The following is a 13,516-nucleotide window of genomic DNA, read 5'->3' on the forward strand; positions in this document are numbered from 1 at the left end:
CCGCTCGAGCCGATGAAGTCCGGCGCTGCTCCATAAAACCAAAAACCCCCGACAGTTTCCTGCCGGGGGTCTTTGTTTCAAAGACTGGTCGTTGTGAGACGATCAGAATTAGAAGGAGCGCAGGATCTGCACCGAACCGTTGTAGAGGTTCTGGTCGGCCGTGTTGAGAACGGTACCGGCCGGCTTGCCTGACATGCCGGTGCTGAGGGTCGTGTAGGTGCCGTTCAGGTTCTGATCGAGGCGGCTGTAGGTGAACTGAGCCGACAGGGTCAGGTTCTGAACCGGGGTCCAAGCGGTACGAGTGCCGATCTGGGCGAGACCCAGGTCGAAGTTACCCGTGCCGGCGAACACACCCGCACGAGCGGCAGCAGCCGACGACGAGTTGAAGCCCGGGCCACCGGTGCTGACACCAGTGAAGGCGGCCATCATCAGGTCGTTGCCGGAGCCATACGAGATGTGGCTGTAGTTGCCGAACAGCGACGTGCGCCAAGCCGGGTTCCAGTAGTGCTCGTAGAAAGCGCTAACTTCCCAAGCGGAGCTCTGGATGATCTGGCCGTTGGTGGCGTAAACGCCGTCCAGAACATAGCCGAAGCCGAGGCTGTTACCATCAACCTTCGCGTAGCGGCCGCCACCCGAGGTATCGGTCGTGCCACCGAAGACGTACTTGGCTGCGCCCTTGCCGTACGATGCTTCGATCTTCAAGCTGTCGCCTGCGCCGGTGGGCAGGTTCTTGAATTCGACCGCACCGCTCACAGCGAAGCCGTACTTGTCATCGGCGTGACCGGTAGCTTCGGTCGTGCCGTAGAAGCCCGGAGTCGCAGCGTGCATTGCAGCAGCGAAGTGCAGGGTGCCCCAAGCCTGATCGAGGCGGATGTTGCCGACGATGTCAGGAATGTGGTTGCCGCCGTAGGCGTTGCCCAGGAAGGTGTTCGACGTCGTGCCGTAGAACGCACCGGTGAACGAGGGAGCGCCCGGACCGACGATGAAGCCGTTGGTATTCCAGAGGCCTGCGTTGCGGTAGGCCGATGCGTTTTCGATCGAGATCGTGCCCGACACGCCGTTACCGAACGAAGCGGTGTAGGCCAGCTGCGGGATACCGGTCGCGTTGTTCGAACCAGCGTTGAAGCCCGACGAGATGTACGGCTTGGCGAGCGCCCACTGCGGATCGAACTGCGAGACGGCCTTACCGAAGGTGAAGCCGGCGAACTGGATGAAGGCGTAGTCGACTTCGGTATAACCACCAGCGATCGATTCACGATCCTGGAGGAAGTCGAACTGGATGTTCGCGTAGGTACGAACCACGCCGTATTCGGTCGCGGTGCGGGTGTCCGTCGTCAAGTTGACGCGTTCACGGGTCGAGAAATAGTTCTTGGTCCAGAGATTGTTGCCGCCGGCACCACCCTGCCAGAACGGAACGTCGTAGGTGCTGCCGTTGAACGCAACGTCCAAACGGATCGCGCCGCCGATCTTGATGCAGGTGTCGGTGCCCGGGATGTAGTAGAAGCCTGCGCCGTAGAGCGAGCAGATCTTCACGTATTCCACTGCCTTGGCCTTCACCGGAAGATCGGCTGCCTGAGCTCCGCCGATGGCGATCAGACCCGCCGCCGAGCCGAGGATAAGGCTCTTAATCATCGTCATGTTAAACCTCCAAGTTGTCCAAAAGGGAAGGTTCCGGATCTGCCAGGCGCGTGCGCCCGAAGATTTAGTCCCCCAAGTCCCCAAACTAACCGCTCAAATACTTCGCGCTTTCGGAAACACCCGCATAACGCGAGGCACTCAAGCGAACTACTTCAACGGGACGACTGAGGGTTTCCCCATCGCCGGAACTGAGAATGCCTGCGCAATTCTTAGAAGCAAAATACTTTATGAACTCAGGTAACTTTATCGCGATGCAGTGTGGTTTCCCGGCAACACACGAAATCGTGGTTTGCACGTCACAATTCACTGATACAATTATAGAATTCTGAGAAGTGTGGGACGATGGAATGGCCGGCGGGGCAGTGGTGACTATGCGTGGGGGATCTGCGGGCTGGAACGAAAATGAGCTTTCGATTTGGGTGACCGGCCAGAATCAGGAGATCATCCGACAGTTCATCTGGGACATCGCCTCGATCAATGTCCATCTTGAGGGAATCCGCCAGTTCTGGGCCAAGGAGCTCGGCATCAGCGGACCGCAATGGATGATCCTGATGGCCGTCAGCGACCTCGATCGCGGCAACGGCGTGCCTGTCAAGGACGTCTCCGCCATGCTCCACGTCGACCCCTCCTTCGTCACCACCCAATCCAAAATGCTCGAGAAGAATGGCTTCATGCGGCGCGTTGCGTCCCGCGAGGATGCCCGCGTCGTACTGATGTCGCTGTCCGAAAAGGCCAGCAAGAAGATCTCCGCGCTATCAGCTCGTAGAGAGTCGCTCGGGGATTTCATTCTCAGCGATTTCGACGAGCAGGCCTTGAAGGAGATCGGACAGCACATGTCCCGGCTCAAGAGTCGCCTCGAAAAAGCGACACTGATGCTGGAAGTCGAGAGCTGACCATCGCCGGGTGAGTGGCGGATCAATCGACCGCGCCGTGCCCTACTTCGTTCGTGAGTCCAGACGATCGACAATCCAGTCGAAAATGAACTCGTTGCCCACTGTCGGAATATCGATCTGGGCGGGCGGGGCCACCGTTTCCGACGCGCGGAAGATCTTCAGTTCGATGTCGAGGCCGTTTTGTTTCATGACGCGGCAACATTCCGTGACGTGATCGACATCGAGCCAGTCGCGCTCGCCCATCGCAACTAGGACCGGGCATTTGATATTGGCGGCAACGCTGCTGCTGTTGAAGCCCTCGATTTCACTCGGACAGCCCAGACCTGCGCGGCCTGAAATGCGGCTGGCAATAAACGCGCGCTCGTGAAGCTCCCAGATTCCGGCATCGCAAACAGCTGCTGCAAAGCGGTCGTCGAGATTGGCGCCGCGCGTCGCAAAGGCAGCTCCCAGGCCGTCTCCGAAGATCGCAATTCGCTCCTGATCGATATCGCTGCGGTCGGCCAGGAAATCGACCCAGCCGCTGATCGCCGTTTCGACCTCATACCGACAAGGCGACCCGATCATCTCCTGGCTATAGGATTGACCGGGTAAATCGACGAGCAACAGTGAGAGACCGCGTTCCAGCGCGTAGCTGGGCACCCTGTGCAGATGCTCTTCCTTGTAGTGGCCCTGCCCGACGACGCAGAGAACGACCGGCAGCGGCCGCGTCGCGCGCGGCGCAGGAACGAAGTATCCCTGCAACACACCGTCCCGCCACGGGATCTCGACGACCTCGCCGGCAGGCGTTGCATGCTGCACGTAAAGTCGGGCACAATCCTGCATCAGGGCGATGGCGGCGCCCTGCCGCGGATCGCTGCAAGCGAGCATGACCTGAGCGGTGCGATAGTAGTTGGCCGCGCGCAGCCAGTTGCTCAGCGCCGTCGGGATGTGGCCGCTGGCCAGCGCCTCCGCGGCGCGCTCACGGTTGATATCAGCCGCGCCATACCATTCGCGATACCAGCTCTCGTCATCGCGCGGATTGATACGCTCCGCCGCCAGGAAACATTCCGAAACGGTACTTCCGCCTTCCTGCGCCGCGCGCAGCACGCGCAGGAACTGCAGCGAAAAGTCTTCATGGCCAGGCCATTGCTGCCAGCCGCGCCCCTGCGACGATGGGATGGCCCTGCCGAAATCGATAATGGTCACATCCCTGGCCCTTGACGGAGATCGCTTGAAAGATCGACGAGAAGCATGGGTCTTGCGCCCATTTGTGTACTGCCAGACACACTCTGGAGTCCGACTTTTCAGCAGTATTATCCGCGCTTTACGAGGGGGCAAGCATGATTATTATACCGCAACTGCACCAATTGAATGCTGCAGCGCCAACGAATTCTGCATCCAGGCCCGATGCCGCGTAACTCGCGCGACGGCTTGTTACTTCGGGACGACGGCCTGTGCATCGACCCAGATTTGCGCATCGCTTTCACGCACCGGATAGCGTCGCAAACCCCTGCTCGGCCAACCCGGCGACATGCTGCCGTCTGCCAGATCGAACCAGGCCAGATGACGCGGACAGTGCAGCCGGCGATCGGCGACGCGGCCAAGGCTGAGATCGGCCTGCTCATGCGGACAGGCGCGCTCGCAGGCGTAGATTGTCTCGCCATCCTGAACGATGAGAACACCGAGGCCAGCCACGTTGACGCAGACGATTGTCTGCTCGGTCAGGCGCTCGCGCGAACAGACCGCGACCCATCGGGCGGGACTGTCGTCATCCGCCAAGATAGGCCCGTCGGACATGCTCGTTCTCGATCAGCTCCGCTCCCGCACCGGACAGCACGACACGGCCGGACTCCAGCAGATAGGCATGATCGCACATCTCGAGCGCGGCGAAGGCATTCTGCTCAACTAATAAAACAGTCGTGCCGGCGTCGCGGATCGCGCGAATGATCGCAAAGGTACGCTCGACGATGTTGGGCGCGAGACCAAGCGACGGTTCATCGAACATCACCAGGCGCGGCCGGGACATCAGCGCACGGCCAATCGCCAGCATCTGCTGCTCACCGCCGGACAACGTCCCTGCCGCCTGCTTGCGGCGTTCGGCGAGGCGTGGGAATTCGCCATAGATGCGGTCGCGGTCCATAGCGACCTCGCTCGTGTCCGAGCGCAGATAGGCGCCCATGTCGAGATTTTCGGCCACCGTCATATGCGGAAACACGCGACGCCCTTCCGGGCAATGCGCGATACCCTTGGTGAGCACCCGCTGCGCGCCGATACCGGTGATGTCTTCACCGTCGAAATGAAGACTGCCGGAGCGCGACGGCACGAGGCCCGAGATCGCCCGCAACGTTGTGCTCTTGCCGGCGCCGTTGGCACCGATCAGCGCCACAAGTTGCCCGGCCTTGACCGAGAGCGAAATGCCCTTGAGGGCCGAGATCTGGCCATAGGCGCAAACCATGTCACGGATCTCAAGCATGGACTGCAACCTCCTTGACCACATCCTTCGCGCTCTGACCGAGATAGGCTTCGATCACTGTAGGATTCTTGCGGATTTCGTCGGGCGGTCCTTCGGCGATGATGCGGCCGTAATTCAGCACGACGATGCGATCCGACACGCTCATCACCATCGGCATGTCGTGCTCGACCAAGAGGATCGTGACGCCACGATCCCGGATATTGCGGATCAGCTGCACGAAAGTATGCGTCTCCGACGCGTTCATGCCGGACACAGGCTCGTCCAGCAGCAGCATCTTCGGCTGCGCGGCGAGCGCCAGTGCGACACCGACGAGGCGCTGTTCGCCGTAGGAGAGTGAACCGGCGAGGTCGTTGGCGCGCGCCTCGAGTCCGATCCAGCGCACCAACTCGGCGGCACGTGCACGCTGCGCCTTCTCCGATGCGCGGGCACGCGGCAGGCCAAGAATGGCTTCAGCGAGACCAACTTTGCCCTGACGGTGTAGACCCATCAGCACGTTGTCGTAGACGGTGTCATTGGGAAACACGCTGGTGCGCTGAAAGGTGCGGATCAGCCCGAGATCCGCGATTTCATGCGGCTTCTTGCCCTTGAGGTCCGCGCCGCAATAGTTCACCGCGCCCTTGGTCGGCGTGAGGAAGCCGGTCATGACGTTGAAGGCCGTGGTCTTGCCGGCGCCGTTCGGCCCGATCAGGCTGACGATTTCACCTTTGTTGACATGGAAATTCATGTCCGAGATCGCGACGAGGCCACCGAAATGGACCGCGACATGTTCAATGCTGAGTACTGTCTCGGCCATCACGCGTGCTCCTCGGCAGTCCGTTCGGAGACGGCGATGGACGCCCGTCTGGTTCCGCCGGCCCGGGCCAAACCGAGTTTCGCGGCAAGCGACGGCACGATGCCGCGCGGCATGACGAACAGGATGACGATCAGCACCACGCCATAGGTGATCCACTGTGCCTCCGGCGGCATGATCGGCCGCAGGAACACAGGCAGCAGACCGAAGATCACGCCACCGACGACGGGCCCGGCCAGCGAGCCCTTGCCGCCCGACACCACCATGATCACCATGGTCACCGTCGAGATGAAGGCGAAGACGTCGGGATCGATGATGCGGATGTAATGCGCGTAGAGACTGCCGGCAGCGCCGGCGATACCGGCAGAGATCACGGCGGCCAGTGTCAGCGTCTTGGTGACGTCGATGCCGACGGCGACAGCCAGCGTCTCGTTCTCCATCAGCCCGCGCATGGCGCGGCCGTAATGCGAATGAACGAGGCGTGAGATCAGAAAGTAGGAGATCGCAGCAACGGCCAATACCAGATAGTAGTTGTGAAATTTCGTCTTCAGCACGAGATAGCCAAGCCCCGGCAGACCTATGGTGATCGACGGAATATTGGTCAGCGCCAGCGGGCCCTGCGTCAGCTCGACCCAGTTCAGCGCCACCAGCCTGACAACTTCGGCGAACGAGATCGTGACGATGACGAAGTAAGCGCCGCGCACGCTGAAGGACAGGCGTCCCACCAGATAGCCGCAGAAGCCCGAAATGAGGATCGCCAGAAAGAAGCCCGCAATCGGCGGCCACGGCACGTGGACGATATGGAAATCACCGTAGATCGGCACATCGAATCCCAGCGATGTCAGCGCGCTGACATAGGCGCCGATGCCGAAGAAGGCGATATGGCCGAGGCTGAGCTGTCCAGTGAAGCCGAGCAGCAGATTGAGGCTCATGGCGCCGATGATGAAGATGCCGGTCGTAATCAGCGCGTTGAGCAGATACGGATCCGTCAGCCACATCGGTACGGAGGAGAAGAAAGCGAGACAGAGGAGCGTGACGATCTGCTTCATCCGACGCGCTCCGCCCGTGCAAACAATCCTGTCGGCTTGAAGATCAGCACCATGATGATGATCAGGAAGCCCATGGCATCGCGATAGCCCGACGACACGTAGCCGGCGCCAAGCTCTTCCGCCAAAGCGAGAATGAAACCGCCGATGACCGCGCCGGTAATGTTGCCGAGACCGCCGAGAATGACGATGGCAAAGGCTTTCACCGCGGCGAGATCGCCCATCTGCGGGAACACGACATAGACCGGACCGAGCAAGGCGCCGGCAGCGGCCGCAAGGCTCGAGCCAATGGCAAAGGTCGAGGTGTAGATCAGGCTGACATTGACCCCCATCAGCGCGGCGGTGTCGGAATCCTGGAAGGTCGCGCGCATTGCCTTGCCGAGTTTGGTGAGATTGATCAGCGAGTAAGCCAGCACGATCAGCAGCGCGGCGGCGAACAGCACGAACAGGCGAAGCCAGGACACGGACACAGGTCCGATCACCAGCGGCGCGTCGGGAAACGGATTGTCGATGGACTTGGCGACGCCGCCCCAGATCCACAGTGCACCGGACTGCATCGCGATCCAGGCGCCGATCATCACCAGCATGGTGGTATCGATATCGGCGCCGCGTAGCGGCCGCAGCAGCGTGATCTCGATGACCGCGCCCAGCAGCCAGCCCGCGACGATCGCTACCGGCAGCGCGACAAAGAAATTAAGCCCGAGCTGATGCACGACAATGAACATCATATAGGCGCCGAATGTGTAGAGGATGCCGTGGGTGAAGTTCACCACGTTCATGATGCCGAAGATCAGCGTCAACCCGATGCCGAGCAGCGCATAGGTGCCGCCGAGCACAAGCATATTGACGAGGTGTTGCAGGAGCTGGTCCACGAATGTTCCTAATCTCGGTGGAGGGCTAACCTCGCCCCGCTTGCGGGGAGAGGTCGAAGGTGAGCGAAGCGGAGCCTTCGGGTGAGGGGGCTATCCATTTGCTCCGAGCTTGCGGAGAGTCCCCCTCACCCCGACCCTCTCCCCGCAAGCAGGGAGAGGGAGCAGAGGATCACAGATCCTTCATCACGATCTTGCCGCCGGAGATTTCGACTAGATAGACATTCGGGAAGCTCTGACCGCTCTCCGAACCGGCCGGGCCCGACTTCTTGAAGATGATGTCGCCATTCAAACCTTTGACGTCGATCTTCCAGAGCGCATCCTTGATCGCGGCCGGCTCGGCCTTGCCGGCCTTCTCGATGGCTGCCGCGATGGTGCGGATGCCATCATAGCCGCGGAAGCTCTCGGTGCAGCCGGCGAAATCGAAGCCGCGCTTCTTCCACTCGTTGATGAAATAGGTGGTGGCTTCCGGGTTGGGCGTCTTTTCCGGCATCCACGGCAAGAACGTCGTCAGATGCATGGTGTCGTTCGCGGCGGCACCTGCCTGTGCGATGATCTGATCGGGATTCTGCGAACCGCCGGTGGTGATGATCCGCTTCTTCAGGCCGAGCGCTGCAGCCTGCTTGAAGATCAGCGTCAACTGGTCAACCGCAGCCGTGATGATCACCGTCTCGGAGTCGGTCGCCTTGATCTTGGCTAACTGGGCGCTCATGTCCTGCGCCGATTGGTCCATGGTCTCGACCAGACCGATGGTGATGCCTTTTTCCTTCATCATCTTGCTGAAGTCCTCGGCAGTGCCGCGGCCCCAGTCATTGTTGATCACAAGGAAGTCGACTTTCTTCAGCGCCAGCTTGTCGACGATGTTCTTGAAGGCGGCCGCTTCCACGAAAGACGGCGGCGAGATACGGAATACGTAAGGATTGCCCGAGGTGGTGATCTTGCTCGCCGACGAGGTCTCGACCACCATCGCGGTTTCGTACTCGACCAGCTTCGGCATTACCGCCAGCGTGAGGCTCGAGCCCCAGGCGCCGAGCATCACCGGCGTCTTGTCGCGGGTGATCAGCTTTTCGGCGACGGCAGCGGCTTCGGTCGGGTTGCTCTTGTTGTCCTCGATGACGAGTTCGATCTTCTTGCCGAGCAGGCCGCCCTTGGCGTTGATTTCGTCGGCGGCGATCTTGGCGCCGTTGACGACATAGGTACCCGACGCGGCGAAGGCGCCGGTCAGAGGCTCGTTGACGCCGATCTTGATGGTTTGCGCAGTGGCGGCGCTGCTCAGGAAAGCAATGGCCAGGGCGGTCGCCGAGGCGGCTTTGACGGTCCGTATCATGTGGTCCTCCAGTGTTACGCTGATGAAACTTGCGCAGTCCAAACCCCGCCGCTCGCATGTCCGCGCGAACGTCGATCTCTCACGCCGATCCTCCGCGCCTGGTGAGGCGGCGAACGACATTCGTCGCGCGCTCACGCAGGAGACCAAGGATCAGCGAAACACCATTCAGATCGGCTGCCGCTGACGGCGCCGATGTCACATCGCCCGACAGGCGGCGATCGAGATTGCCGGCAAATTCCGCAACCAGCCGGCCCGCGAGATCACGCACCAACCCGCTGCGACCGACCTGTGCCAGCATGCCGGTGAGGCTGTAGCCGATGGAAAGCTCCACACGCGTCGCCGCGCCGTCGTCATCCTGCGGCACCAGCCGGTAACGGATTTCGCCTTGCGTGGTGGAGCGGCTGCGCTGGTCGCTGCCTATGCCGAGAATGCGGCCGGAGAGATTGGCCTCGTCGCGCTCGACGCGGGCGGCGCCGTTAAAATTGGCGGAGATCGGCCCGATCTTGACGCGGATCGCGCCTTCGACCCGCTCGGGTCTGGGCGTGCCCACCAGCGTGGCGCCCGGCAGGCACGAGGCGACGGCCGCGATGTCATCGAACAGTGCAAAGACTTTTGCAGGTGCATGCGCGACAGTGAATTTCTGCTCGAGCGTGGTCGATGGCGTGAAGTCTGGAATGTCCAGCGGTGCGACGGCGGCAGCCGGTTCGGATACAGCAGGCTGCGCGGGCATCAGCTTCTGGGAGCTGACACAGGCTTTGTGCCCTGACCCTGCCGGTCCCAGCACCTTGCGCCCGCCATCCGGCTCCGGCGCGATATCGCGCGCGCGGCGCTCTGTGATGACCGACTGCACGGCGCGGACGATGCCGACATAGCCGGTGCAGCGGCAGAGATTGCCTGACATGCCGATGCGGATCTGCTTCTCGTCAGCATCCGGCAGACGCTTCACCAGATCGCGAGCGGAGACCAGCATACCCGGGGTGCAGTAACCGCATTGCAAGGCATGTTCGCGCGTGAAGGCCGCACGCAACTCCGTGGCGATCTCGTCGTCATCGAGCCCTTCGATGGTGGTGACGTCAGCGCCGTCGCAGGCCACCGCATAGGTGATGCAGGAGCGCGTCGGTACGCCATCGACCAGGATGGTGCAGGCGCCGCAGACGCCATGCTCGCAGCCGAGATGCGTCCCCGTGAGATCCAGCGTATCGCGCATCAGGTCGGCGAGACTCGTGCGCGGCTCGACGTCCCTCTTCACGGCGCGAGTGTTGACGGTGAGTTCGACCGAGTTCATGCCGCGGCCTCCGCAACAGCGCGGCGCAGAATGGTGACGTGAATATGCCGGTCGGCGGCATCGCTCATGCCGGCCTTCGACAGCAGGGTGTCGGCGACGCGCGCGTCGAAGCGCGATTTGAAATCGTTGGTGATACGCCCGCCGAACAGTTCTTCGGCATTGTCGACAATGATAGGCGCGGCCTCGACTGCGCCAATGACGACACGCGCGCGGCCCGCCTCGGGGTCGATCAGCACCGCACCGATGGCATGAGCAAACTCGCCGGTCTTGCGGCAGCTCTTCACATAACCCCAGCGCGCCGAAGGGGACATGACCGGCACACGTACGGCTTCCAGCATTTCGCCGGGCTGCAGCACACTTTCCAGTGCACCCAGCATGAAATCCTTCATCGCTACCAGGCGCGCGCCTTTGGCGCTGCGCAGCGAGAGCGTTGCGCCGAGCGCCGCGAAGGTGGAGACCCAATCGGCCGATGGATCGGCATGGCTGAGCGAACCGCCGATCGTGCCGCGATTACGCACCGCGCGATAGGCGATCGCGCTGGCCACGCGCTGCATCGCACCGCGCGTCACGTCGGGAATGCGGCCATCCTCGATATCGGCATGGGTGACGCAGGCGCCGATCACCAGCTCTTCCCCGGCGACTTCCACATGCTTCAGCTCGGCGAGGCCGGTGATATCGACGATGGTATCAGGAGCCACCAGACGCAGGTTCAGCATCGGTCCGAGCGACTGGCCTCCGGCCATGACCTTGACCACGCCGTCGCCAGCCATTGCGGCTAAGGCCGAGGCGACGTCGCGCGGGCGTTCATAGGCGAAAGGTGCCGGCTTCATGCGGCGGTCCTCTTCGCATCGCGGGCGGCCAGAATGCCTTCCAGCACGCGGCGCGGCGTGATCGGCGACTGCAGCATCTCGACGCCGAGACCGCGCAACGCATCGTTCACCGCATTGCCGATCGCCGCCGGCGGCGCGATGGCCCCGCCTTCGCCGATGCCCTTGACGCCGAACTTGGTGTAAGGCGACGGCGTTTCCATGTGATCCAGCCATGGCGCCGGCACTTCGGTCGGGCCGGGCAGCAGATAATCGGCCAGCGTCGTATTCAGCGGCTGACCGGCGCGATCAAACGGCATCTCCTCATAGAGCGCCGTGCCGATGCCCTGCGCGAGACCGCCATAGATCTGGCCGTCGACAATCATCGGATTGACCAGCACGCCGCCGTCTTCGACGATGACGTAATCGAGAATTTCCACATCGCCCAAATCAGGATCGACGGCGACGGTGACCGCATGGGCGGCATAGCTGAACGTGCCACTGTCACGCTGCGGCTTGTAGCCGGAGGTCGCTTCCAACCCGCCGGGATCGACATCGCCCGGCAGATCCTGAGGGCGGCGATACCAGGTGTGTGCGATTTCCTTCAGCGTCACGCTGCCGTTCGGCCCGCGAATTTCGCCATCGACCAGGACGACATTGGCTTCGTCGACCTGCAGCAGCTTGGCGCCGATCTTCTTGGCGCGCTCGCCGAGTTCGTGGCACGCCGTCGCCACCGCGCCGCCGGCCATCACCATGCAGCGCGAGCCCCAGGTACCGGTCGAATAGGGCGTCATCGCCGTGTCGCCATGCACGACGCGGATTTTAGCGACATCGACGCCGAGCATTTCGAACGCGACCTGCGACAACGTCGTCTCCAGACCCTGACCGTGCGAATGCACGCCAACCTTCAGTTCGAGTCCGCCATCCGGCGTCAGTCGCGCGGTGGCCTGTTCATGGCCGGGCACCATGGGAATGCCCCAGCCGGAATAGACCGAGGTGCCATGCGCAGCCTGCTCGCAATAGATCGAGAGACCGACGCCGATCAGCCGGCCGTCATCCTCACCCTTGCGCTGGCGCACACGGATGCCATCGATATCGATCTGCGCGACGGCACGGCGCAGCGCCTCGGGATAGTCGCCACTGTCGAAATGTTTCTTGGTGATATTGTCGAACGGCATCTGCTCCGGCCGCACCAGATTGCGCAGCCGGACGTCGCCGGGCTCAAGCCCTGCTTCCGCCGCGACAAGATCGAGCATCAGTTCCAGCGCGAAACACACACCGGTGCGGGCGACGCCGCGATAGGGCAGGATCGGACACTTGTTGGTGGCCACCGAATAGGTGCGGCAGCGATAGGCCGGCATCTGGTAGGGGCCGGGCAAGATGCTGACCACCTGCGCGGCTTCGAGGCAGGCCGAGAACGGGTAAGAAGAATAGGCGCCGGAATCGACCGTGGCTTCGCAGTCGATGCCGCGCAGCGTGCCGTCGCGATCGGCATAGACGGTGATCTTGTAGTGATGCTCGCGGCAGTTCGAACTCGCGACGAGATGCTCGCGACGATCCTCGATCCAGCGCACCGGGAAGCCGCGCTTCATGGTGAGCCATGACAGGCAGACTTCCTCCGGCAGCAAGATGCCCTTGTGGCCAAAACCGCCGCCGACATCCGGCGAGACGATTCTGATCTGTCCTTGATCCATCTCAAGGCAATCGGACAACCCGTTGCGCACAATGTGCGGCATCTGACTACCCGTATAGAGCGTGAGCTGATCGAGACGATGATCGAACGTGGCGATGACACCCCGACCTTCGAGCGGCGACATGCATTGCCGCGCGGTCGAGATTTCGCGTGTCACCTTGATCGGTGCGTCGAGAGCGCTGGAAATATCGAGTTCGAAGAAGCTTTCGAGAAAGACGTTGTCGCCCCAGTGTTCATGCACCAGCGGCGAGCCGGGCTCGCGAGCCTTGAGCATGTCATAGACGGCGGGCAGCTCTTCGAGATCGAGCGTGACGGAGGCCGCGATATCTTCAGCCTCGGCACGCGTCGGCGCGACGCACATGGCAACGAGCTCGCCGACCTGACGAATTTTATCGGTGGCCAGAATGGGTTGGTCGGACGGCTTGAAGCCGGCCAATCCCGTGATCGCGCGGATCGGCTTGATACCGACAAGATCGGCAGACGTGAACACCACGTCGCGATAGCGTTCCGGAATATGGATCGCCCGGATTCGCGCATGCGCTAGCGGACTGCGGACGAAAGCGACGTCCTGCAATCCCGCCAGCCTGATATCGCCGACGAATTGCCCGCGCCCGCGCATGAGGCGATCGTCCTCCTTGCGCGGTACGCGCGCGCCGACGCCCTGCTTTGAAGCAGGGGCGGCGGGCAAGATATCTCGCTCATTGCGCATCGACGAAC

Annotated in this window: 12 protein-coding genes; 1 reads left to right on the top strand and 11 read right to left on the bottom strand. The window is 62.1% G+C overall.

Features of this window, described 5'->3' with window-relative positions; translation table 11 throughout:
- Positions 1-108 precede the first annotated feature (108 nt).
- Positions 109-1,638 (bottom strand): porin, encoded by a 1,530-nt coding sequence (locus AB8A50_RS18995; RefSeq protein ID WP_439078583.1) that lies wholly within the window; start codon positions 1,636-1,638, stop codon positions 109-111.
- A gap of 419 nt (positions 1,639-2,057) precedes the next feature.
- On the opposite strand from AB8A50_RS18995, the gene AB8A50_RS19000 reads away from it, so the two are divergent.
- Positions 2,058-2,531: a MarR family winged helix-turn-helix transcriptional regulator gene (locus AB8A50_RS19000; RefSeq protein WP_244558562.1), complete on the top strand. Its 474-nt coding sequence runs from the start codon at positions 2,058-2,060 to the stop codon at positions 2,529-2,531.
- A 42-nt stretch (positions 2,532-2,573) separates the two neighbouring features.
- On the opposite strand, the gene AB8A50_RS19005 is transcribed toward AB8A50_RS19000, so the two are convergent.
- The 10 genes from AB8A50_RS19005 to AB8A50_RS19050 all read right to left on the bottom strand — a co-directional run bounded on the left by AB8A50_RS19005 (position 2,574) and on the right by AB8A50_RS19050 (position 13,508).
- On the bottom strand, positions 2,574-3,716 hold the full coding sequence (locus AB8A50_RS19005; protein WP_439078584.1) for an alpha/beta hydrolase family protein: 1,143 nt from the start codon (positions 3,714-3,716) through the stop codon (positions 2,574-2,576).
- A 228-nt stretch (positions 3,717-3,944) separates the two neighbouring features.
- The gene (locus AB8A50_RS19010) at positions 3,945-4,307 is read right to left on the bottom strand and encodes a Rieske (2Fe-2S) protein (protein WP_439078585.1); all 363 of its coding nucleotides are present in this window, start codon (positions 4,305-4,307) and stop codon (positions 3,945-3,947) included.
- Positions 4,279-4,983, bottom strand: a complete 705-nt coding sequence (locus AB8A50_RS19015) for an ABC transporter ATP-binding protein (RefSeq protein WP_439078586.1) — start codon at positions 4,981-4,983, stop codon at positions 4,279-4,281. Before AB8A50_RS19015 ends, AB8A50_RS19010 begins: the two co-directional genes overlap by 29 nt.
- On the bottom strand, positions 4,976-5,776 hold the full coding sequence (locus tag AB8A50_RS19020) for an ABC transporter ATP-binding protein (RefSeq protein WP_439078587.1): 801 nt from the start codon (positions 5,774-5,776) through the stop codon (positions 4,976-4,978). The genes AB8A50_RS19015 and AB8A50_RS19020 overlap by 8 nt, the downstream gene beginning before the upstream one ends.
- Positions 5,776-6,822 (bottom strand): branched-chain amino acid ABC transporter permease, encoded by a 1,047-nt coding sequence (locus tag AB8A50_RS19025; protein ID WP_093757540.1) that lies wholly within the window; start codon positions 6,820-6,822, stop codon positions 5,776-5,778. The genes AB8A50_RS19020 and AB8A50_RS19025 overlap by 1 nt, the downstream gene beginning before the upstream one ends.
- Entirely contained in the window at positions 6,819-7,691 is an 873-nt protein-coding gene (locus tag AB8A50_RS19030; protein WP_170849610.1) for a branched-chain amino acid ABC transporter permease, read from the bottom strand. Before AB8A50_RS19030 ends, AB8A50_RS19025 begins: the two co-directional genes overlap by 4 nt.
- A 169-nt stretch (positions 7,692-7,860) precedes the next feature.
- A complete protein-coding gene (locus AB8A50_RS19035) occupies positions 7,861-9,015 on the bottom strand; it encodes an ABC transporter substrate-binding protein (protein ID WP_439078588.1) in 1,155 nt (384 codons plus the stop codon).
- 79 nt (positions 9,016-9,094) lie between these two features.
- A complete protein-coding gene (locus tag AB8A50_RS19040; protein ID WP_439078589.1) occupies positions 9,095-10,300 on the bottom strand; it encodes a xanthine dehydrogenase family Fe-S subunit in 1,206 nt (401 codons plus the stop codon).
- On the bottom strand, positions 10,297-11,130 hold the full coding sequence (locus AB8A50_RS19045) for an FAD binding domain-containing protein (RefSeq protein WP_439078590.1): 834 nt from the start codon (positions 11,128-11,130) through the stop codon (positions 10,297-10,299). Before AB8A50_RS19045 ends, AB8A50_RS19040 begins: the two co-directional genes overlap by 4 nt.
- Complete coding sequence (locus tag AB8A50_RS19050) at positions 11,127-13,508, bottom strand: xanthine dehydrogenase family protein molybdopterin-binding subunit (protein WP_439078591.1); 2,382 nt, start codon at positions 13,506-13,508, stop codon at positions 11,127-11,129. Before AB8A50_RS19050 ends, AB8A50_RS19045 begins: the two co-directional genes overlap by 4 nt.
- Between the last annotated feature and the right edge of the window lie 8 nt (positions 13,509-13,516).

This window comes from Tardiphaga sp. 841_E9_N1_2 (assembly GCF_051811065.1).
GTDB lineage: Bacteria > Pseudomonadota > Alphaproteobacteria > Rhizobiales > Xanthobacteraceae > Tardiphaga > Tardiphaga robiniae.

Coding starts and splice junctions, on each gene's coding strand:
- AB8A50_RS19020 (WP_439078587.1), bottom strand. CDS start 5,776: ATGGCCGAGACAGTACTCAGCATTGAACATGTCGCGGTCCATTTCGGT.
- AB8A50_RS19045 (WP_439078590.1), bottom strand. CDS start 11,130: ATGAAGCCGGCACCTTTCGCCTATGAACGCCCGCGCGACGTCGCCTCG.
- AB8A50_RS18995 (WP_439078583.1), bottom strand. CDS start 1,638: ATGACGATGATTAAGAGCCTTATCCTCGGCTCGGCGGCGGGTCTGATC.
- AB8A50_RS19040 (WP_439078589.1), bottom strand. CDS start 10,300: ATGAACTCGGTCGAACTCACCGTCAACACTCGCGCCGTGAAGAGGGAC.
- AB8A50_RS19035 (WP_439078588.1), bottom strand. CDS start 9,015: ATGATACGGACCGTCAAAGCCGCCTCGGCGACCGCCCTGGCCATTGCT.
- AB8A50_RS19025 (WP_093757540.1), bottom strand. CDS start 6,822: ATGAAGCAGATCGTCACGCTCCTCTGTCTCGCTTTCTTCTCCTCCGTA.
- AB8A50_RS19010 (WP_439078585.1), bottom strand. CDS start 4,307: ATGTCCGACGGGCCTATCTTGGCGGATGACGACAGTCCCGCCCGATGG.
- AB8A50_RS19050 (WP_439078591.1), bottom strand. CDS start 13,508: ATGCGCAATGAGCGAGATATCTTGCCCGCCGCCCCTGCTTCAAAGCAG.
- AB8A50_RS19015 (WP_439078586.1), bottom strand. CDS start 4,983: ATGCTTGAGATCCGTGACATGGTTTGCGCCTATGGCCAGATCTCGGCC.